The sequence below is a fragment of the Methylobacterium sp. 285MFTsu5.1 genome, assembly GCF_000383455.1.
GTDB lineage: Bacteria > Pseudomonadota > Alphaproteobacteria > Rhizobiales > Beijerinckiaceae > Methylobacterium.
The window spans coordinates 157822-177175 of sequence record NZ_KB911278.1; the positions used below are offsets into that span (position 1 = coordinate 157822).

Annotated in this window: 22 protein-coding genes, 1 tRNA gene and 1 riboswitch; of the genes, 12 read left to right on the plus strand and 11 right to left on the minus strand. The window is 70.7% G+C overall.

All coding sequences use genetic code 11. The annotated features are described in order from the left end of the window. The first annotated feature begins 116 nt into the window (after positions 1-116). The 4 genes from H288_RS0115595 (at position 117) to H288_RS0115610 (ending at position 2439) form a co-directional block, all read left to right on the plus strand. Positions 117-764: a 4-carboxymuconolactone decarboxylase gene (locus tag H288_RS0115595; RefSeq protein WP_020093511.1), complete on the plus strand. Its 648-nt coding sequence runs from the start codon at positions 117-119 to the stop codon at positions 762-764. 150 nt (positions 765-914) lie between these two features. Continuing rightward, entirely contained in the window at positions 915-1148 is a 234-nt protein-coding gene (locus H288_RS0115600; protein WP_020093512.1) for a hypothetical protein, read from the plus strand. Positions 1149-1255: 107 nt separating this feature from the next. Further along, positions 1256-1627, plus strand: coding sequence for a hypothetical protein (locus H288_RS0115605; protein ID WP_020093513.1), 372 nt, complete (start codon positions 1256-1258; stop codon positions 1625-1627). Between the two features lie 113 nt (positions 1628-1740). Next, entirely contained in the window at positions 1741-2439 is a 699-nt protein-coding gene (locus tag H288_RS0115610) for a YoaK family protein (RefSeq protein ID WP_020093514.1), read from the plus strand. Here H288_RS0115610 and H288_RS0115615 read toward each other — a convergent pair. The 5 genes from H288_RS0115615 to H288_RS0115635 all read right to left on the minus strand — a co-directional run bounded on the left by H288_RS0115615 (position 2429) and on the right by H288_RS0115635 (position 4571). Continuing rightward, on the minus strand, positions 2429-2677 hold the full coding sequence (locus H288_RS0115615) for a hypothetical protein (protein ID WP_020093515.1): 249 nt from the start codon (positions 2675-2677) through the stop codon (positions 2429-2431). The genes H288_RS0115610 and H288_RS0115615 overlap by 11 nt on opposite strands. Before the next feature lie 102 nt (positions 2678-2779). After that, complete coding sequence (locus tag H288_RS0115620) at positions 2780-2962, minus strand: hypothetical protein (RefSeq protein ID WP_020093516.1); 183 nt, start codon at positions 2960-2962, stop codon at positions 2780-2782. 25 nt (positions 2963-2987) lie between these two features. Next, positions 2988-3074 (minus strand) — tRNA-Leu (locus tag H288_RS0115625). A gap of 33 nt (positions 3075-3107) precedes the next feature. After that, positions 3108-4301 carry an FAD-dependent monooxygenase gene (locus H288_RS0115630; RefSeq protein ID WP_020093517.1) on the minus strand — a complete coding sequence of 398 codons (1194 nt, stop codon included), beginning with the start codon at positions 4299-4301 and terminating at the stop codon, positions 3108-3110. A 12-nt stretch (positions 4302-4313) separates the two neighbouring features. Beyond that, positions 4314-4571, minus strand: a complete 258-nt coding sequence (locus H288_RS0115635; protein ID WP_020093518.1) for a zinc-finger domain-containing protein — start codon at positions 4569-4571, stop codon at positions 4314-4316. Between the two features lie 197 nt (positions 4572-4768). Here H288_RS0115635 and map point away from each other — a divergent pair, with 197 nt between their 5' ends. The 6 genes from map to H288_RS0115665 all read left to right on the plus strand — a co-directional run bounded on the left by map (position 4769) and on the right by H288_RS0115665 (position 10541). After that, positions 4769-5599: a type I methionyl aminopeptidase gene (gene map / locus H288_RS0115640; protein WP_024831058.1), complete on the plus strand. Its 831-nt coding sequence runs from the start codon at positions 4769-4771 to the stop codon at positions 5597-5599. A 6-nt stretch (positions 5600-5605) separates the two neighbouring features. Next, complete coding sequence (gene radC / locus H288_RS0115645; protein ID WP_020093519.1) at positions 5606-6352, plus strand: DNA repair protein RadC; 747 nt, start codon at positions 5606-5608, stop codon at positions 6350-6352. Between the two features lie 96 nt (positions 6353-6448). After that, entirely contained in the window at positions 6449-7882 is a 1434-nt protein-coding gene (locus H288_RS0115650) for a circularly permuted type 2 ATP-grasp protein (protein ID WP_020093520.1), read from the plus strand. 65 nt (positions 7883-7947) lie between these two features. Next, positions 7948-8895: an alpha-E domain-containing protein gene (locus tag H288_RS0115655; protein ID WP_020093521.1), complete on the plus strand. Its 948-nt coding sequence runs from the start codon at positions 7948-7950 to the stop codon at positions 8893-8895. 21 nt (positions 8896-8916) lie between these two features. Further along, complete coding sequence (locus H288_RS0115660; protein WP_020093522.1) at positions 8917-9744, plus strand: transglutaminase family protein; 828 nt, start codon at positions 8917-8919, stop codon at positions 9742-9744. Between the two features lie 44 nt (positions 9745-9788). Further along, positions 9789-10541: a peptidase gene (locus H288_RS0115665; protein WP_020093523.1), complete on the plus strand. Its 753-nt coding sequence runs from the start codon at positions 9789-9791 to the stop codon at positions 10539-10541. Between the two features lie 58 nt (positions 10542-10599). Here H288_RS0115665 and H288_RS0115670 read toward each other — a convergent pair whose 3' ends face one another. Genes H288_RS0115670 through thiO form a run of 4 tightly spaced genes read right to left on the minus strand, consistent with a single transcriptional unit; the run spans position 10600 to position 13491 of the window. Beyond that, on the minus strand, positions 10600-11256 hold the full coding sequence (locus tag H288_RS0115670; RefSeq protein WP_026604987.1) for a thiamine phosphate synthase: 657 nt from the start codon (positions 11254-11256) through the stop codon (positions 10600-10602). Then, entirely contained in the window at positions 11253-12056 is an 804-nt protein-coding gene (locus H288_RS0115675; protein ID WP_020093525.1) for a thiazole synthase, read from the minus strand. Before H288_RS0115675 ends, H288_RS0115670 begins: the two co-directional genes overlap by 4 nt. 2 nt (positions 12057-12058) lie before the next feature. Further along, complete coding sequence (gene thiS / locus H288_RS0115680) at positions 12059-12271, minus strand: sulfur carrier protein ThiS (protein ID WP_020093526.1); 213 nt, start codon at positions 12269-12271, stop codon at positions 12059-12061. Next, positions 12268-13491, minus strand: a complete 1224-nt coding sequence (gene thiO, locus H288_RS0115685; RefSeq protein WP_020093527.1) for a glycine oxidase ThiO — start codon at positions 13489-13491, stop codon at positions 12268-12270. The genes thiS and thiO overlap by 4 nt, the downstream gene beginning before the upstream one ends. A gap of 64 nt (positions 13492-13555) precedes the next feature. Continuing rightward, a riboswitch (TPP riboswitch) is annotated at positions 13556-13684 on the minus strand. Positions 13685-13917: 233 nt separating this feature from the next. On the opposite strand from thiO, the gene H288_RS0115690 reads away from it, so the two are divergent. Both H288_RS0115690 and H288_RS0115695 read left to right on the plus strand, forming a co-directional pair. Continuing rightward, positions 13918-14421 (plus strand): TIGR02281 family clan AA aspartic protease, encoded by a 504-nt coding sequence (locus H288_RS0115690; RefSeq protein ID WP_234081031.1) that lies wholly within the window; start codon positions 13918-13920, stop codon positions 14419-14421. Positions 14422-14819: 398 nt separating this feature from the next. Beyond that, positions 14820-15941: a glycosyltransferase gene (locus H288_RS0115695; protein ID WP_020093529.1), complete on the plus strand. Its 1122-nt coding sequence runs from the start codon at positions 14820-14822 to the stop codon at positions 15939-15941. 89 nt (positions 15942-16030) lie between these two features. Here H288_RS0115695 and H288_RS0115700 read toward each other — a convergent pair whose 3' ends face one another. Both H288_RS0115700 and rpoD read right to left on the minus strand, forming a co-directional pair. Beyond that, a complete protein-coding gene (locus H288_RS0115700) occupies positions 16031-17290 on the minus strand; it encodes an adenylate/guanylate cyclase domain-containing protein (RefSeq protein WP_020093530.1) in 1260 nt (419 codons plus the stop codon). 76 nt (positions 17291-17366) lie between these two features. After that, positions 17367-19349 (minus strand): RNA polymerase sigma factor RpoD, encoded by a 1983-nt coding sequence (rpoD, locus tag H288_RS0115705; RefSeq protein WP_020093531.1) that lies wholly within the window; start codon positions 19347-19349, stop codon positions 17367-17369. Between the last annotated feature and the right edge of the window lie 5 nt (positions 19350-19354).

Here is a 19354-nt window from a genome sequence, read left to right on the forward strand (position 1 = left end):
CATTCCCGTGACGCCGCGCGCGATTCGACACGGGCTTGCCGCCCCGGGCCCTGGTGGCCGCGCGGCGCCGCCGCGATCGTGCGGCGCGACTGCACAGATCCAACGGGAGCGAAACGATGACCCTCCGCCGCCGCGCGCTGACTCTGGCCGCCCTCGCCCTGGCCCTGCCGCTGGCGACCCCGCTGGCGACCGTGGCGGCGCGGGCGCAGGACCGGCTGCCGACCATCCCGCCCCAGGACTACACGCCCGAGCAGAAGCAGGCGGCCGAGGCCTTCGCGCAGGCGCGCGGCAAGCCGCCCTTCGGGCCGTTCGAGCCGCTCATGTACTCGCCGGAGGTGATGACGCTCGCCCGGTCGATGGGCGACTACCTCCGCTTCAAGCCGAAGATCGGCACCACGCTCTCGGAGCTGGTGATCCTGATGACCGCCCGCCGCTGGACGCAGGACTACGAGTGGTACGTCCACGCGCCGATCGCCGAGAAGGCCGGCATCTCCGCCGACATCATCGCGGCGATCCGCGACGGCCGCCGGCCGGCGAAGATGAGCGACGACGAGACCCTCGTGTACGATTTCACCGCCGAGCTCCAGGACACGAAGCGCGTCTCCGACGCGACCTTCGCCCGCGCCGAGGCCCGGTTCGGCAAGCCCGGCGTCGTCGATCTGGCGGCGATCTCCGGCTACTACACGTTCCTGGCGATGGAGCTGAACGCGGCCCGCTACCCGATTCCCGCCGACGGCAAGCCGCTGCCGCGCATGCCCGAGTGAGCCGGCTTATCCACAGTCGTCCGGCAGCGGAAACTGCGTTGTCCACAGGGTTTGGCCGGTCACGCGCGGCCGGCCCGGCCTCCGTTGACGGAACGTTAACCCTTATGGCCTGTTCTCTTTTCGTTCCCGGACGCGACGAAGAAGAACCCGATGCTGACCCAGGTCCTGGCCCAGCGCGACGATCACGTATGCCCCGTCGAGGCGATCAGCACCGCGTATCTCGGCTTCGCGGGCGGCGATGCCGGGATCGCCCTGCGCTGCGCGATCGCCGACGCCCTGTCCGACCTGATGGAGGCCGAGCGGCGCACGCGCGAGCGCAGTCGCCTGATCTCCCGAGGCTACATCCGCACCGCCCCCGACACGGAGGCCGGACCGGCAAGCTGAACCGTGGCTGCAGGCCGGCTTCAGCATCGGTGCAGCGCGGGCGCGGCATTGTCCCTCGTGTGATCCGGGGCGCCGCAGGCGCTCCCCGCACCCACCGGAGACAGGTCATGACACGCATCGCTCTGCTCTCGGCCGCCGCGCTGATCGGCGCGGGCACCCTGGCCTCCACCGCCGCCGAGGCCCGCGGCGGCGGCGCCATCGCGGCCGGCATCATCGGCGGCCTCGCGGCCGGCGCCCTGATCGGCGCCGCGACCCAGGCCCACGCGGCGCCCGGCTACGGCTACGGATACGCGGATTACGGCTACGCCCCGGCTCCCGTGGTCGTGCGGCGGCCCCCGGTCTACCGCGTCTACGAGGAGGACGCGCCGGTCTACGCCACCCGCCGGACCGTGACCTACGAGCGGGTCCCGGTCGGCTACGGCCCCGCCCGCCACTGGGGCGGGGATTACGAGGGCGGCTACGGCTATCGCGGCTGGTGAGCCGGGGGTTGCGCCCGGGCGCCGTGACGGCGCCCGGGCGCGTGGCTTAAGACGGTGGCGGCGCCGACCGAATCGGGTTTCCGGCACCCCACCGACGGGTCATCGACGGGTCCATGCTGGTCCACGAAGGCGAGACGCGTACCCCCGAGGCCGACAGGGCGCTCGCCCTCTCCCTCGCCGGGGTGGCCGGCGCGCTGAACACCGCCGGCTTCTACGCGGTGGGCCTCTACGCCTCGAACATGACCGGGAACGTCTCGGCCATCTCGGACAGGACCGGCACGGGCGACCTGCTCCTCGCCCTGCAAGCCGGTCTGCTCGTCGTCCTGTTCGTGCTCGGCGCCGCCACCGCGACGCTGCTCATCCGTCGCCGCCGTCGCGGGCACCGACCGGGCGCCTACGCCTACGGGGTCTGCGCGGAGGCGATCCTCCTCGTCGCCGTCGGCCTGGTCGTGCTGCCGCTCCACGAGCCGGCGCGGAGCCACGCCCTGGTACTCGGCCTGAGCTTCGTCCTGGGCCTTCAGAACGCGGCCGTGACCAAGATCTCCGAATCGCGGGTGCGGACCACGCACGTGACCGGCATGATCACCGACATCGGCATCGAACTCGCGCGCTGGCTGGACCGCGGCCCATCCGGCGCGGATCCACTCAAGCCCCACGATCCGGAGCGGCTGCGGCTGTACCTGCTGACCGTCGGCGCCTTCCTGGCGGGCGGTGTGGTGGGGGTCGTGGCCTACCGCCTCGTCGGCGTGGCCCTGCTCTTCGCGGCGGCCGCGATCCTGGCCGGCCTCGCCCTCCCGGCGCTCAGGCGGTGACGTCGAGGAGCTGACCCATCATGCGGTCGGCGGAGCGCGCCACCGCGGCGTTCAGCGCGAAGGCCGACCGCGACCCGATCAGGTCCAGCGCGGCGCCCGACAGGTCCACCTGCGCGGCCGGCGGCAGTGTCGCGTCGCCGGTGGGCGCGCCGCTCGCCGCGATGGTCTCGGCCGCTCTCCCGAGCCGGTCGGTGGCCCGGGTCATGCCGGTGGCGGCGGTCTGAAGGGCGTCGATCATACCGGAATCTCCCCGCCGCCACTCTGGCAGGGACACGACAAGGGCCGGTTTCGGCGATCGCTCAAATGCAATCCATCCGGCGCGACGGCCGCCGCGTCCGCCTCACCCCTTCGGCGCGCACACGGTCACCGGAGAGGCGCCGCCGTAGGGCCGCTCCGCCTCGGCGATCTGCTTCGCGGCGGCCTCGCAGGCCTGCTTCGTGTTGAACTCGACCGATCCGATCGCGGAGCCCGAGCCGGCGAGCATGATGATGAGCACGTAGACCACGCCATTCCCCTCCGGCATCCCGGTCCGGCGTCGCGCTGCGTGCTGGTGCGGACGGCGGGACTCGAACCCGCACGGCCTCGCGGCCGCAAGATTTTAAGTCTCGTGCGTCTACCGGTTCCGCCACGTCCGCATGCACCCTCGGTAGCGGGGGCGGCGGGTCCGATCAAGCGGGGGGCGTCCAATCGTACAGCCAGGCGTAGCGGTCGCGCATGCCGTCCGGGCCGAGACGGGCCATCACGGCGTTGCGCAGGAACGCCACCACGCCGCCGGCGTGGTAGGTCCGGCCGTTGCTCCGCGCCGCTTTCTGAACCCGTCGCACCCGTGCGGTCCGCGCGCCCGAATACGCCGCGAGCGCGGCCGGAACGTCGGCGTTGTCTGCGAGGGCGCGCGTGAGGATCGCGGCGTCCTCGATCGCCAGGGCGGCCCCCTGCGCGAGATAGGGCAGCACCGGGTGGCCGGCATCGCCGATCAGCGCGAGCCGGTCGCGGGCGAGCGGGCGCGCCACGGCCCGGTCGGCGAGCGACCAGACCAGCCAGGAATCCGGCAGGCTCAGGAGATCGCGCAGCGGCGCGGCGCTGCCGCGCAGGTGCCCGCGCAGCACGGCCGGCTCCCCGAGCCGGCCCCAGCCCTCGTCGCCCACCGCCTCGGGCACCACCGCCACCACGTTGAGGAACTGGCCGTCCCGCACCGGGTAGTGCACCACGTGCCGGCCGCGGCCGAGCCACAGGCCGGTGGCGCCGCCGCGCAGGTCCTGCGGGACCGCCTCCATCGGGATGAGCGCGCGCCACGCCGCGGCCTGACCCGGGCGGAGCGGCGCCGAATCGAGATGCGCGCGCAGCCGGGACCTCAGCCCGTCCGCGCCGATCGCGAGGTCGAAGGCGACCGGTTGGGCCCCGCTCGCGCCCTCGACGGTGAGGACGGCCTCGGACGTCGTCTGGGACACGGCCGTGACGGTGCGCCCCATCATCAGGCGGATGGTCGAGCGGCTCCGGAGCGCGTCGAGCAGCAGCGTCTGCAGGTCGGCGCGGTGGATCACGTAGTAGGGCGCGCCGAAGCGGCTCTGCGCCTGCGCGCCGAGCGCCACGCCGCCGATGCGGCGGCCGCTGTCAAGGGCCCGCACCTCGACCGCCGGCGGCTCGCTCGCCGCCCGGCGCAGGGCCGCCGAGAGCCCGAGGCCTGCCAGAACCCGGCTCGCGTTGGGCGAGATCTGGATCCCGGCCCCGACCTCGCTGAAGCCGGTCCGGCGCTCGATCACCGTGACGGCGTGGCCGGCATCCGACAGCGCCAGCGCCGCCGTCAGGCCGCCGATCCCGGCCCCGACGATCCCGATCCGCAGAGATGGACTGCCAGAAGGCACGGTGGGCGGCGCCTACTCCGCCGCGACCTTGGCGTCGTCCCGCCACACGCAGGCCTGCGGCTCCGCCTCGTCGGCCTTCAGGCCGGCCCGGTAGCGGTAGAGCGTCGAGCAGTACTGGCAGATGATTTCGCTGTCGGCGCCCATGTCGAGGAACACGTGCGGGTGGTCGAACGGCGGCAGCGCGCCGATGCACATGAACTCCTTCACGCCCACGGTGATCACCGGCACGCCCGGCTCGTTGTGGAAGTGCGGTACCGCCTTGCCTGCCATCCGGCCCTCGCCTGCCCCGCGACTGACCGCGCGGCGAATCTGCCAGCGCGCTCCCGGGCGTCTCGCGGCCGCTTATGCCGCCAGCCCCGCGACCGGCGCAAGCCTCGCCCGACCTACGACCGATGCGGCTTGGACTCCCGGGCCCCGCGCCGTACATAGGGCGAAGCCCGATTGACGCCGCCGCGAAAAAAGTCCCGATCATGCAGCAGGAACAGGCCAGTGCGCAGGGTGCGCGCCGCGCCCCGGAACCGCCGATCCACGGTCCCGAGGGTTTCGAGGGCATGCGCCGGGCGGGTCGGCTCACCGCCGAGGCCCTCGACCTGCTGATGGAGGCGACGCAGCCCGGCGTCACCACCGAGGAACTCGACAAGCTCGCCTACACCTTCGCCATGGACCACGGCGCCTATCCGGCCTCGCTGCTCTACCGCGGCTATCCGAAGTCGATCTGCACCTCGATCAACCACGTGGTCTGCCACGGCATCCCCAACGACAAGCCGCTGCGCGAGGGCGACATCGTCAACCTCGACATCTGCCTGATCCTCGACGGCTGGCACGGTGATTCGAGCCGGATGGCCTATGTCGGCGAGGTGCCGCGCAAGGCCCAGCGCCTGTGCGAGATCACCTACGAGGCGCTGATGCGGGGCGTCGCCGCCGTGAAGCCCGGCGGATCGACCAACGACATCGGCCGGGCGATCCAGTCCTACGCCGAGGGCGAGCGCTGCTCGGTGGTGCGCGATTTCTGCGGCCACGGCCTCGGGCGCACCTACCACGACGCGCCCACGATCTTGCACTACGTCGAGGCCAGCTACGACGTGCCGTTCAAACCCGGCCAGTTCTTCACGATCGAGCCGATGATCAATCTGGGCCGGCCCGCCGTGAAGGTCCTGGGCGACGGCTGGACCGCCGTGACCCGCGACCGCTCGCTCTCCGCCCAGTTCGAGCACACGGTCGGTGTCACCGAGACCGGCGTCGAGATCTTCACGATCTCGCCGAAGGGGCTGCACCAGCCCGTCAACCCGGCCGCCTGACCGGCCGTGCCCGAGCGGCAGGACGACGGTGAGGCGGGGCTGTTCGCCGACAGCGCCGCCCCGTCGCCGGTCGAGAAGGAGACGCCGCACTACCACGGCCACCGCGACCGCCTGCGGGAGAAGTTCTCCGCCGCGGGGCCCGACGCGCTGCCCGATTACGAGCTGCTGGAGCTCGTCCTGTTCCGGGCGATTCCCCGGCGCGACGTGAAGCCCCTCGCCAAGGCGCTGGTCGCCCGGTTCGGCAGCTTCGCCGAGGTGGTCAGCGCCGAGCCGGCGCGGCTCATGGAAGTGGAGGGCGTGAGCGCCGGGGTCGCGTCCGACCTCAAGGTGATCGAGGCCGCGGCGCGGCGGCTGGCCCGGGGCGCGATCCGCGAGCGCGCGCTCCTGGGCTCGTGGAGCGCCCTGCACGAGTACCTGCGCGCCACCATGGCGTTCGCCCCGCGCGAGGAGTTCCGCGTCCTCTTTCTCGACAAGCGCAACCACCTCATCGCCGACGAGGTGCAAGGGCGCGGCACCGTCGACCACACGCCGGTCTACCCGCGCGAGGTCGCCCGCCGGGCGCTCGAACTGTCGGCGACGGCCATCATCCTGGCCCACAACCACCCGTCCGGCGACCCGGCCCCGTCGGCGGCCGACGTGGCGATGACCCGCGAGATCGTGGCCGTCCTGGCGCCGCTCAAGATCGTGGTCCACGACCACGTGATCCTCGGCCGAAACGGTCACGCCAGCCTGAAAGGCCTGAAGTTGATCTGATCCTCCGGCCTCCTTGAGCGTTATCGCCCGCGGATATAGCCATGATCGGGTGGCGCGCCTCTTGCCTCAAGAGCGGGAGCGTACGGGAGGAGCGAGATGGCGGTGACGGCCTTCGACGAGATGAACGGGATCGGCGCGGCCGATCCGGCGGCCGTCCGCGACGCCTACGGCCAGCTCAAGGCCTGGCTCGACTCCACGCCGCCCGAGCATTTCAACACCCGCCGCAGCCAGGCCGAGCTGCTGTTCCGCCGGATCGGCATCACCTTCGCGGTCTACGGCGACAACGAGTCGACCGAGCGGCTGATCCCGTTCGACATCATCCCCCGGGTGATCACCAAGCCGGAATGGGCCTTCCTGGAGCGCGGGCTGACGCAGCGGGTCACCGCCATCAACCTGTTCCTCAAGGACATCTACGGCGCCCAGGAATGCATCAAGGCCGGCATCATCCCGGCCGACCTCGTCTACCGCAACGCCCATTACCGCATGGAGATGCGGTCCTTCCGCGTGCCGCACGACCTCTACGTGCACATCGCCGGCATCGACATCGTCCGGACCGGCGAGAACGACTTCTTCGTGCTGGAGGACAACGCCCGCATCCCGTCGGGCGTCTCCTACATGCTGGAGAACCGGGAGGTCATGCTGCGCCTGTTTCCGGACCTGTTCTCGAAGCACCGGGTCGCGCCGGTGGAGAACTACCCGGACGCCCTGCTCGCCACCCTGCGCAGCCTCGCGCCGGGCTCGGCGACCCGGGACCCGACCGTCGTGCTGCTGACCCCCGGACGCTACAATTCCGCGTTCTACGAGCACTCGTTCCTGGCCGACAAGCTCGGCGTCGAACTGGTGGAGGCGTCCGACCTCTTCACCAAGGACGACGTCGTCTACATGCGCACCACCGAGGGGCCGCGGAAGGTCGACGTCATCTACCGCCGCCTCGACGACGACTTCCTCGACCCGCTGGTCTTCCGCCCGGACTCGGTGCTCGGCGTGCCCGGCCTGATGAACGCCTACGAGCGCGGCTCGGTCACCCTCGCCAACGCGGTCGGGACCGGCATCTCGGACGACAAGGCGGTCTACAGCTACATGCCGGAGATCGTGAAGTTCTTCACCGGCGAGGAGCCGATCCTGCACAACGTGCCGACCTATCGGTGCCGCGAGAAGGACGCGTTCGCGTACGTGATGGACAACCTGTCCGACCTGGTGGTGAAGGAGGTCAACGGCTCGGGCGGCTACGGGATGCTGGTCGGGCCGCATGCCAGCAAGCGCGAGCTCGACGACTTCGCCAAGAAGCTCAAGCACGCCCCGGACGGGTTCATCGCCCAGCCGACCCTGTCGCTCTCCACCTGCCCGACCTTCGTGGCCTCGGGCGTCGCGCCCCGCCACGTCGACCTGCGGCCCTTCGTGCTGTGCGGGGCCGACAAGATCCGCATCGTTCCGGGCGGCCTGACCCGGGTGGCGCTGAAGGAAGGCTCCCTGGTGGTCAATTCCAGCCAGGGCGGTGGCACCAAGGATACCTGGGTGCTCGACGCCTGAGCTCCGCGATATCCGGACGTTCCGAGGCGCGGACACCGTGGTCCGCACGACTTGGCTGAAGACCGATGCTCTCCAGGACTGCCGACAACCTCTTCTGGCTCTCCCGCTACGTCGAGCGCGCCGACTTCGTCGCCCGCATCCTCGACGCGGCGCACCGATTCGCGTCGCTGCCGACGAGCTACGGCGGCGGCGGGAGCAACGAGTGGGAATCGGCCCTCGCCTCCGCCGGCGACCCCGACGCGTTCAAGACCCATTACAGCGCGATCAACGCCGACACGGTCTGCGACTTCCTGGCCTTCAGCCCGCACAACCCCTCCTCGATCCGTTCCTGCATCGAGGCGGCCCGCGAGAATGCCCGCTCGGTCCGCACGGCGCTCACCACCGAGATGTGGGACGCGATCAACGGCGCGTGGCTGGAGCTGCGCAACTACGCCGGCAAGGACCTGAACCGCGACGAGTTCGGCCGCTTCCTCGACTGGGTGAAGACCGTCTCGCTGACCTTCGACGGCTCGGCGTTCCGGACGATGCTGCGCAACGACGCCTTCTGGTTCACCCGGCTCGGCACGGCGATCGAGCGGGCGGACAACACCGCCCGCATCCTCGACGTGAAGTACCAGATCCTGCTGCCGCACGACGAGACGGTGGGCGGCAGCCTCGACTACTTCCAGTGGACCACGATCCTGCGCGAAGTGTCGGCGTTCAACGCCTACCACTGGGTCTACCGGGAGAGCATCAAGCCGCTGCTGGTGGCCGACCTCCTGATGCTCAACAAGCAGATGCCGCGCTCCTTCGCGAACTGCTACGGCGTGATCGTCGAGTATCTCGACCTGATCGCCGACGCCTACGGCCGCCGGGGCCCGAGCCAGCGCCTCGCCGGAAACATGTTGGCGAAGCTGGAGGGCGAGGATATCGACCGGGTCTTCGCCACCGGGCTGCACGAGTTCGTCGAGGCGTTCATCGCCGAGAACAACAAGGTGGGCGAGGCGATCGCGAAGCAGTATCTGGTCGGCTGAACAGGACGGACAGGACGGCGCATGCGCATCCGCGTGGTTCACGAGACCATCTACACGTACGAGCAGCCCGCCCGCGGGCTCGTGCAGGTCCTGCGGCTGACGCCGCGCGACCATGATGGGCAGTACGTCCGCGGGTGGCGGATCGACACCACCGTCGACGGGCGGCTGACCGCCCGCGAGGACGGGTTCGGCAACGTCGTCCACTGGTTCACCCCGGACGAGCCGGCCGACGCCCTGACCATCCGGGTCACCGGCGAGGTCGACACCGACGACACACACGGCGTCGTGCGCGGCACGGTGGAGCGCCTGCCGGACGAGTTCTACCTGCGCGACACGGACCTGTGCGCCGCGAGCCCGGAGCTGCACGCTTTCGCGGAGCGCGTCGCCGCCGAGGACGACGGTGCGACCTTGGCCCGACTCCACCGGCTGATGGGGGCGGTCCACGGTGCTGTGGCCCACGAGCCCGGTCCCGCGAGCGGCGCGGTGCCGGCCGGCAAGGCGTTCGCGGCGGGCCGCGGGATCTGCCAGGATCTCGCCCACGTGCTCATCGCCGCCGCCCGCCACATCGGCATCCCGGCGCGCTACGTCGCCGGCTACCGGGCCCGGGAGGACGGGCAGGCGGATGTCGAGGCGCCCCACGGCTGGGTCGAGGCCCTGGTGCCGGATCTCGGCTGGGTGGCGTTCGACCCGTGCTACGATGTCAGCCCGACGGACAACTACATCCGCGTCGCCACCGGCCTGGACTATCTCGGGGCGGCGCCGATCCGCGGCAGCCGGACCGGCGGTGGCACCGAGACACTGGACGTGAAGCTCCGGGTCGAGCAAGGCAGGGCCGCCGCTCAATCCTGACCGTCCCGACCCCGGTCCGCCGACCGCACGAGAGCCCGAAAACGATGACCTACTGCGTCGGTGTCCTGGTGGAGGAAGGGCTGGTCATGGTCGCCGATACCCGCACCAATGCGGGGCTCGACGACATCTCGACCTACCGCAAGCTCCACCATTTCAACGTGCCGGGCGAGCGGGTGATGATGCTCGCCTCCGCGGGCAACCTCTCGATCACCCAGTCGGTGCTCAGCCTGCTCCAGGAGGGCGTGCCCGGCGAGGAGGAGGGTGAGCCGCCGCAGAAGCTCGTCGAGGCGCCGACGATGTTCCAGGCGGCGCAGCTGATCGGCCGGGCCATCCGGCGGGTGCGCGCCATCGAGAAGGACGGGTTCGAGGCGGCCAATATCCGGTTCTCGATCTCGCTGCTGTTCGGCGGCCAGATCGGCACCGGCGAGATGCGGCTGTACCTGATCTACTCCGCCGGCAATTTCATCGAGTGCAGCACCGACGCGCCGTTCCTCCAGATCGGTGAGCACAAGTACGGCAAGCCGATCCTCGACCGCGCCGTGAAGTACACGACCGACCTCTACGACGCCCTCAAGGTGAGCCTGGTCTCGATGGATTCGACCATGCGCTCCAATCTGGGCGTCGGCCTGCCGATCGACATCGCGGTCGCTCGCCGGAACGCGCTGACGCTCGAGGTGAACCACCGGATCGAGGCCGGCGAGGGCTACTTCCACGATCTGCGCGAGCGCTGGTCGGCTGCGCTGCGCGCGGCGCACCGGGCGATCCCGCGCCCGCCCTACGGACCGTCCAACGCCTAGGGCAACTACAGCATCGGCCGTCTTGCTCCGCTGCGCTCGCCGGGACGGGGGCAGATTTCTACGTGGCTGTCCGAGCCGCTGAAGACTCCGCTGCGCCCCAGGCCTTCAGGAGCGCCCGGGTCGCGTCGGCCGGATTCAGGGCGCGCATCGGGCCACCCATGACGGCGAAGCCCGCAGCCCCCGCCGCGCGACAGGCCCCGATCATCTCGGGCCCGACACCGCCCAGGGCCACGATCGGCAGGCCCGCCGCCCGCGCGGCGGCGATCCCCTCGGACCCGAGCGCCGGCCCGTAGCCGGGCTTGCTCGCGGTCGTGTAGATCGGGCTGAGGGTCACGTAATCGGCGCCGGCCTGCGCGGCAGCCGCAGCCTCGCGCGGCGCGTGGGCCGAGACGCCGATCAGCGCGAGCGGACCGAGTGCCGCCCGCGCCGCCGCGATCGCCTCCGGTCCCGAGCCGCCGCCGAGATGCACGCCGTCGGCACCGAGGGCGCGCGCGAGCGCGACATCGCCTCCGACCGTCAGGACGCCGTTCGCGGCCCGCACGCGCTCGGCCACGCGCGCACCGAGGCGCAGGCGGGCATCCGCCTCTAGGTCCCGGTCGCGGAACCAGATCCAGCGCCCGCCGCCGTCGAGGACCGCCTGCACGGTCTCGGCGAGGGGCCGCGGATGCCCGTGCCGGTCCGTCACCGCGAGCAGCGGCGACGGCAACGCCCTCACGAGCCGACGAGGCCGAGCTGCGGGCTCGACGGCTCGGCCCGGCCGCGGCGGGGGATCCGCCCGGCGCGGTGGGCGTCGCGCCCGGCCTCCACGGCCCGGCCCATGGCGCGAGCCATCCGCACCGGATCGTCGGCCTTGGCCACGGCGGTGTTGATCAGGCAGGCGGAGGCGCCGAGCTCCATGGCGATCACCGCGTCCGATGCGGTGCCGATGCCGGCATCGACCACCACCGGCACTGTCGCCCGGCGGCAGATCAGCTCCAGGTTGGCCGGATTGGCGACACCCATCCCGGAGCCGATCAGCGAGCCCATGGGCATCACCGCGGCGCAGCCGAGATCCTCCAGGCGCTGGCACACGATCGGGTCGTCGTTGCAGTAGGGCAGCACGACGAAGCCGTCGTCCACGAGATGGCGGCAGGCCTCGATCAGCTCCATCACGTCCGGGTAGAGCGTCTCGCGGTCGCCGATCACCTCGACCTTGATCCAGTTGGTGTCGAGCGCCTCGCGGGCGAGCTCGGCGGTCATGATCGCGTCCCGGGCCGTCTCGCAGCCGGCGGTGTTCGGCAGGAAGCGCTTGCCCTTCAGGATCTTGACCGTGTCCGAGCCGTGGCCCTGCAGCGAGACCCGGCGGATCGAGGCGGTGACCACGTCGGCGCCGCTCGCCGCGACGGCGTCGCGCATGATCGCCTGCGTCGGGTAGCCGGCGGTGCCGATGAACAGCCGGGACGACAGCCTCACCCCGGCGATGGTCAGGCTGTCATCCCCGCCCTCGGGGCGCGGCGGCAAGTGACTCTGGTCCATGCTCAACCTCCCTGCATGGCGCGGACGATCTCGACCCGGTCGCCCTCCGCGACCGGTGTCTCGCCCCAGTCCCGGCGGCGCAGAACGCGGCCGTTCAGCGCGATGGCGACACCCTGCGGACTCTCGATGCCGCTCTCCTCCGCCTCCAGGCGGAACAGGGCGTCCACCGTCTCGACCGCGCACTCGCGCGGCTCACCGTTGACGAGGAGTTTCATGCCGAGGCCCTCAGCGCTTCCGGCTGGCCGAAGCGCGCGCGGGTGAAGGGACGCGCCACCTCCGGCAGCGCGCCGCGCAGCACCAGCGCGGCGATCGCGTCGGCGGTCACCGGGGCGAGCAGGTAGCCGTTGCGGTGATGCCCGGTGGCGGCGACGAGGCCCGGCGCGATCGCGTCGAGGATCGGTGCGTCGTCGTCCGAGGTCGGGCGGTACCCGCTCCAGACCGCCTCCACCTCCATCTCCTCGATGCCGGGCAGCACCCGGCGGGCACCCTCCAGCAGGGCGTAGAGTCCGCCCGCGGTGACGCCGGGCCGGAAGCCGCAATCCTCGACGGTCGCGCCGACGATGAGCTGGCCGTCGCTCTTCGGCGCCATGTGGACCTGCTCGGTCCAGACCATCCGCGCCAGGGTACCGGTCCGGGCGGTGGTGCGCAGGGCCAGGGACTGGCCCTTCAGCGGGCGGACCGGCAGGGCGAGCGCGTCGGGCAGCAGACCGCCCTCCCCGCTCCAGGCGCCGGAGGCGAGGATGACGGTCTCCGCCGGGACGACGCGGTCGCCGGCGCGGATCCCGGTCACGCGGCCACCCGACCAGTCCAGGGCGGTGACGGGATTCCGCTCCGCCAGAATTACGCCGGCGCGGCGGCAGGCCTCGGTGAGGGCGTCCATGACCAGACGGGGGTCGACCTGATGGTCGAGCGGGCAGTGGATCCCGGCGGTGACGGAGGGGCGCAGGCCCGGCTCCAGGCGCCGCACCTCGCTGCCCGGCAGCCACGTGGCCTCGAGCCCCGAGCGGCGCTGAAGGTCGAAGCGGAAGCGCAGGCGCTCGACCTCGTCGCGGCCGACCGCCAGCACCAGGGTGCCGTCGGCGCGGTAGTCGATCGCCCGGCCGGACTCGGCCTCCAGGGCGTCGCGGAACGCGGGCCAGAGCCGCAGCGAGTCCAGGGCGAGCGGCAGCAGCGGATCGGAGCCCGGCTCGTGCTCGGCGGCGGGGGCCAGCATGCCGGTGGCCGCGAGGCTCGCGCCCGCCCCGATCGTGTCCCGCTCCAGCACCGTCACGGCGCGGCCGGCCCGGGCGAGGCGCCACGCGATCGACAGCCCGATCAGCCCGCCGCCGACCACGGCGACGTCCGTCCGCGCCGGAAGGGTCGCCGGCGCGACGTTGCCGTCCGGGTTGCGGCGGCGGCCGATCGGTGAGGCGGGTCGGTCGAGGGGCACAATCATCTCCGCGGATTGCCGTCGCGGAGATCGGGCCGTGCGCTTCGGTGAGAAGCTGTGGCCTGCCTTTCAGGCGGCCGCGGTCCAATCCCTACGCCGGTATGAGCCGGATCAGGTTCGAAGGATTTCCGCGCCGCAGGTCCTGACGGACGTGCCAGCGGTTTCTCAGCCCCTTGCCGGGGATCTCCCTGGAACAGACGCAGATGTGGCTCCCCGGCCCCTGCCGGTCAACCCCGCGCCGCGAGCATCCAGTCGTTCCCGCGACAATCCGCGGATCCCGGTGACGATCTGGACACCAAGCGGAGCGGAATCGGCGCGCGCGCCGCGGCGGCGACCGCGATCGCGCACCATCCCTTCACTGGTCTGGCATCTCATCACCGGGATTCCGGAACGTCTCCGGTCGCCGGCACTCCACGTCACGGGCGGACTCGCGTGCGCGCAATCCTATTGATCTGCCTGCTCGGCTTCCTCGGTGTCACGGCCGCCTTGAAGCTGCGCGACGGCATGAGGCCGGCGCCGGTGGCCCTCGCCGTCACGCCGCCGGAGCCCGTTCCCGCAGTCGACGCCGCCGGCGTGGCCCTCCAGGCCGGGCGCAACGGCCACTTCTTCGTCAATGCGCTGTTGGACGGCCGCTCGCTGCCGATGATGGTCGATACGGGAGCGAGCGCCTGCGCGTTCTCCGAGGAGGATGCCGCGCGGATCGGGATCCGGGTCACTCCGGCCGATTTCACCCGCGTCTGGAACACCGCGAACGGCACGGTCCGCGTGGCGCCGATCCGGATCGCCATCGTGCAGATCGGATCGATCACGGTCCGGGACGTCGATGCGGTCGTGATCCCGCGCGGGCTCCTGTCGACGAGCCTGCTGGGCATGTCGTTCCTCAGGCGTCTGCGCGATTTCGGCATCTCCGGCAGCACGATGACGCTCAGGGGCTGAGGCGGCCGGAGATCGACGCTGATCTGTCTGGCCGAGGCGCGCCTGTGGGGATCCCCCGGGCCTGCACCACGGGATCGGCTGCGGGCCCAACGCCCGCGCCGATGACCTACGGCGTTCGGGCCTCGTGCCAGCCCGATGGCGGGTGTCTCCTGATCCGCTCGATCAGTCTATCGGTCGCGGGTATTTGCAGTCATAAGACCGTGAGCCGGAGAATTTATATATAACTGGCTTATTATATGTAGTTTCAGATATTTAATCCAAATTTTTCCGAAGGATATGTTTGTTTTGTCAGCGCATTCCGGCAATGCTAGGAGCGTTCATGACTGCGCATCCGACACGTGAGCGCGCGATGGGACGGCTTCGGTATGAAGAATCGCGGATCGACGATCTGTTTGTCCATGATCGTGAAGGACGAGGCCCACGTTATCCGGCGTTGCCTCGATTCTGTTCGTCCGATCATCGATCATTGGATCGTCGTCGATACCGGCTCGACGGATGGAACCCAGGATGTCGTCCGTGCCGCGCTCGCGGACATACCGGGTGCTCTGGTCGAGCGCCCCTGGGTCGATTTCGCCTTCAACCGGAACGAGGCCTTGAAACTCGCGCGGCGTCACGCGCAGTACGCATTGATCATCGACGCCGACGATGAGCTGATCGTCCCGGCGGAATTCACGATGCCGAAGCTGCGTGCGCCCGGCTATCGGTTCGAGATCATCGACGCGCACACGCGGTACTGGCGCAACCAGCTGGTCAGCACCCGGGAGAACTGGCGTTACCGGGGCGTGCTGCACGAATTCCTCAGCTGCCCCGGCGTGACAGAGACACCGATCCTCCCCCTCGCGATGCGTCGGGGCGACGACGGTGCCCGCCACCGCGACGCGACGGCGGACGCGCGGGATATCGCCGTCCTCGAGAAGGCACTGGCGGTCGAGACGGACCCCTTCATGATCGCCCGGTACACGATGTACCTCGGCACCACCTACGACGCCGCCGGCGAGTACCGGAAAGCGTTCGCCTGTTTCCTGAAGCGGGCCGATCTCGGCGGATGGGACGAGGAGGTCTATTTCAACCTGCTGATGGCCGCGGTGAACGCGGAGCGCCTCGACGAGCCGGAGGACAGGGTGCTGCAGCTCTACGAGCGCGCCACCGCAATCCGTCCGGGGCGGGCGGAGGCGCGCCACGGGGCCAGCCGATTCTGCAGGCTGAGGAAGCGGTTCGCGGAAGGCTATCGTTACGCCGAGGCGGGCTTGGCTCTCGAGCTTCCGAGCGAGGGCATCTCCCTGAACCCGTGGGTCTACGAGTACGGCTTGCTCGACGAGTTCGCCCTCAACGCGTACCACAGCGGCCAGTTCAGCGCCTGCGGACATGCCTGCCTGAAGATCCTCGAGCGGGCGCATGTCCCGCGGGAGGTCGCCATACGCGCCGGCGCCCTGGCCCGGGACGTGATGGCGCAGATGATCGATCCGGTCTGGGGTTGCCGGCACACACCCTACGCTCTGCCGTTCGTGCCGACGTGGTGACACGCACCGCGCGCGGATCGCCCGCGAGCCTCAGATCGCGGCGGATCTCCGCGAGCGCCGCGTGACGTCGGGTCCGATCGGAGGGCCGCTCAGCTGGACTTGCGCGGCCGCAGGAATTTCGGCCGGAACACCGCCATGGGCTCGTCGAAGCCGTTGAGCCGGTGCTCTCCCATTGGGATCGGGTCTCCCCAGAGGAAGTCCACGAAGGGCTTCGACATCAGCAGCGGCTCGCCGAGGGCGCGGTTCAGCTGCGCGATGCGGCTCGCGAGGTTCACGTCGCGGCCGATCACCGTGAAGTCGAGGCGTGAGCCGGATCCGACATTGCCGTAGGCGGCCTCGCCGTGGTGGAGCGCGATGCCGGCGGCCACCGGCACCGGGAACTGGTGCAGGGCGTTCGCCTCGTCGAGGGCCGCCAGGGCGTGCTGGGCCGCCGTGAGCGCGCCCTTGGCCGCGCCGCCCAGATCGTCGCCGGTTTCCCGGAAGATCGCCAGCAGGCCGTCGCCGAGATACTTCAGGACCTCGCCGCCCTCACGCTCGATCGGCGGCACGAGGCAGTCGAAGAACACGTTGAGCAGGCCCACCGCCTCCTCCGGCGTCATGTCGGCGGTGGTGCGGGTGTAGTCGCGCATGTCGGCGAACAGGATCGCCGAGCGGATCCGGGTCACCTGCCCGCGGCGGATGTCGCCGGCCAGGATCGCCCGGTGCGGCTCGTCGCCGACATAGAGCCGGAGCACGTGGTCGAGCTGCTTGTTGAGGACGCGCATCTCCATCACGGCCGCCAGCGCCGGCATGACGAAGCGGAGGATCGCGATGTCGTCGTCCCGGAACCCCTCGGGGGCCCGCGTGGCGAAGGTGATGCCGTTCTGCGTGCCGTTCGTGAAGAACAGGGGCGCCACGACGTAGTGGGTGTAGCCGCCAGCCTTCAGGTCGGGAACGATCGCGTAGGCGTCGTCCGGAGTCTTCGACAGGTCGAGGATGAGCCACTCCCCGGTCTCGTGGACCGTGTGGAACGGGCTGTTGAGGTACGCGTCCGTCGAGCGGGCCCCGTGGGGGAACAGCCGCACGGTGGTGCCGCCGTCCCGCGTCCAGATTCGGCCGACGCCGGCATACTCCGAGTGCAGGGTGTCGATCGCCGTGGAGGCCCGGTCCACCGGCACGCCGATCGCGATCAGGCGCTCGGCGAGCCCGGCCAGCATCTCCTCGGCGTTGGGCATCCGCGCGCCCTCGCCGAGAAGCCAGTCGCGGATGCCCACGGAGGGCTGGAGCGCGCCGAAGGGCACGTCGTCGGCCTCCGAGCCGTCCGCGAAGGCCGTCGGGGATCCGGGCGTTGGCGGGCGGCGTTCGAGCATGGCGCCAGACTGGATGCCGCGCGGCACCGTGGCAACGCGGGCGACGGGGAAGCGCCGCGCGGTTCGCGGCGCGGGCTCAGTTGTCCAGGAAGCTCCTGAGCTTCCGGCTGCGCGAGGGATGCTTCAGCTTCCGCAGCGCCTTCGCCTCGATCTGGCGGATGCGCTCGCGGGTCACCGAGAACTGCTGGCCGACTTCCTCCAGGGTGTGGTCGGTGTTCATGCCGATGCCGAAGCGCATGCGCAGCACGCGCTCCTCGCGGGGCGTGAGCGAGGCGAGCACGCGCGTCGTGGTCTCGCGCAGGTTCGACTGGATCGCCGCGTCGATCGGCAGGACGACGTTCTTGTCCTCGATGAAGTCGCCGAGGTGGCTGTCCTCCTCGTCGCCGATAGGCGTCTCGAGGGAGATCGGCTCCTTGGCGATCTTCAGGACCTTGCGGACCTTCTCCAGCGGCATGGCCAGCTTCTCGGCCAACTCCTCCGGGGTCGGCTCGCGGCCGATCTCGTGCAGCATCTGGCGCGACGTGCGGACGATCTTGTTGATCGTCTCGATCATGTGCACCGGGATGCGGATGGTCCGGGCCTGGTCGGCGATCGAGCGGGTGATCGCCTGACGGATCCACCACGTCGCGTAGGTCGAGAACTTGTAGCCGCGGCGGTACTCGAACTTGTCGACCGCCTTCATCAGGCCGATGTTGCCCTCCTGGATCAGATCCAGGAACTGCAGGCCGCGGTTCGTGTACTTCTTGGCGATCGAGATCACGAGGCGCAGGTTCGCCTCGATCATCTCCTTCTTGGCCTGCCGGGCCTCGCGCTCGCCCTTCTGGACCATGTTGACGATGCGGCGGTACTCGCCGATCTCCAGGCCCGTCTCCGAGGCGAGGTCGAGGATCTGCGCGCGCAGCTCCGCCACCTGCCTCGAGCCGCGCTCGACCAGGTTCTTCCAGCCCTTGCCGCCGAGCGTACCGACGCGCTCCATCCAGTTCGGATCGAGCTCGTAGCCCTGGTAGTGGCGCAGGAACTCGTCGCGGGCCACGCCGTGGCTCTCGGCGAAGCGCATCAGCCGGCCCTCGTGGCCGATCAGCTGCTTGTTGATCGAGTAGAGCTGGCCGACCAGCGCCTCGATGCGGTTGTTGTTCAGAGACAGGGACTTCACGTCGGCGACGACGATGTCCTTCAGCTCGATCTGCTTCTGGTTCTGGGCCGGGGTGTTCTGCTCGCCGGCGGCCTTGCGCTCGGTGCCCTCGATCTGGAACTTGCGCAGCTTGCGGTAGTTCGCGGCGATCGCGTCGAAGGTCTCGAGGACCCGCGGCTTGATCTCCGCCTCCATAGCGGCGAGCGAGACGTTGTTCTCGAGGTCGTCCTCGTCGTCGCCACCCTCCGGCGGCGCGGGCGGCTCCGCGTCGTCCCCGCCGTCCTCGCCCTCGGCGATCTGCGGCGCGTTCTTGCCGTCCGGGCCCGCGTAGGTCGCCTCGAGGTCGATGATGTCGCGCAGGAGGACCTTGCCCTCCACGAGCTCGTCCCGCCAGATGATGATCGCCTGGAAGGTCAGCGGGCTCTCGCAGAGGCCCGCGATCATCGCCTCGCGGCCGGCCTCGATGCGCTTGGCGATGGCGATCTCGCCCTCGCGGGACAGGAGCTCCACCGAGCCCATCTCGCGCAGGTACATGCGCACCGGATCGTCGGTGCGGTCGGTCGGCTCCTTGGTGGTCGTGGCGACCGCGACGGCGCGCGCCGGCGCGACCTCGGCGACCTCGCCGCCCTCGGCCTCCTCCTCCTCGCCGTCCGCGGCCTTCTCGCCCGCGGCCTCGTCGGTCTCCTCGGCCTCGACGACGTTGATGCCCATCTCGGAGAGCTGCGAGAGCACGTCCTCGAGCTGGTCCGGATCGGACTGCCCCTCGGGCAGGACCTCGTTGACCTCTTCGTAGGTCACGTAGCCGCGCTTCTTGGCGAGCTTGACCATCCGCTTGACCGAAGCATCCGTCAGGTCGAGGAGCGGCCCGTCGGTCTGCTGCTCGGGGGCAGCGTCCGTCTCGTCCCGTTCCGTTGCCTTCGTCGCCATGATCA

Coding starts and splice junctions, on each gene's coding strand:
- thiO (WP_020093527.1), bottom strand. CDS start 13,491: ATGATTGTGCCCCTCGACCGACCCGCCTCACCGATCGGCCGCCGCCGC.
- thiS (WP_020093526.1), bottom strand. CDS start 12,271: ATGAAACTCCTCGTCAACGGTGAGCCGCGCGAGTGCGCGGTCGAGACG.
- H288_RS0115600 (WP_020093512.1), top strand. CDS start 915: ATGCTGACCCAGGTCCTGGCCCAGCGCGACGATCACGTATGCCCCGTC.
- H288_RS0115665 (WP_020093523.1), top strand. CDS start 9,789: ATGACCTACTGCGTCGGTGTCCTGGTGGAGGAAGGGCTGGTCATGGTC.
- H288_RS0115650 (WP_020093520.1), top strand. CDS start 6,449: ATGGCGGTGACGGCCTTCGACGAGATGAACGGGATCGGCGCGGCCGAT.
- H288_RS0115700 (WP_020093530.1), bottom strand. CDS start 17,290: ATGCTCGAACGCCGCCCGCCAACGCCCGGATCCCCGACGGCCTTCGCG.
- H288_RS0115605 (WP_020093513.1), top strand. CDS start 1,256: ATGACACGCATCGCTCTGCTCTCGGCCGCCGCGCTGATCGGCGCGGGC.
- H288_RS0115610 (WP_020093514.1), top strand. CDS start 1,741: ATGCTGGTCCACGAAGGCGAGACGCGTACCCCCGAGGCCGACAGGGCG.
- H288_RS0115660 (WP_020093522.1), top strand. CDS start 8,917: ATGCGCATCCGCGTGGTTCACGAGACCATCTACACGTACGAGCAGCCC.
- H288_RS0115615 (WP_020093515.1), bottom strand. CDS start 2,677: ATGATCGACGCCCTTCAGACCGCCGCCACCGGCATGACCCGGGCCACC.
- rpoD (WP_020093531.1), bottom strand. CDS start 19,349: ATGGCGACGAAGGCAACGGAACGGGACGAGACGGACGCTGCCCCCGAG.
- H288_RS0115595 (WP_020093511.1), top strand. CDS start 117: ATGACCCTCCGCCGCCGCGCGCTGACTCTGGCCGCCCTCGCCCTGGCC.
- H288_RS0115675 (WP_020093525.1), bottom strand. CDS start 12,056: ATGGACCAGAGTCACTTGCCGCCGCGCCCCGAGGGCGGGGATGACAGC.
- H288_RS0115620 (WP_020093516.1), bottom strand. CDS start 2,962: ATGCCGGAGGGGAATGGCGTGGTCTACGTGCTCATCATCATGCTCGCC.
- H288_RS0115695 (WP_020093529.1), top strand. CDS start 14,820: ATGATCGTGAAGGACGAGGCCCACGTTATCCGGCGTTGCCTCGATTCT.
- H288_RS0115655 (WP_020093521.1), top strand. CDS start 7,948: ATGCTCTCCAGGACTGCCGACAACCTCTTCTGGCTCTCCCGCTACGTC.
- H288_RS0115635 (WP_020093518.1), bottom strand. CDS start 4,571: ATGGCAGGCAAGGCGGTACCGCACTTCCACAACGAGCCGGGCGTGCCG.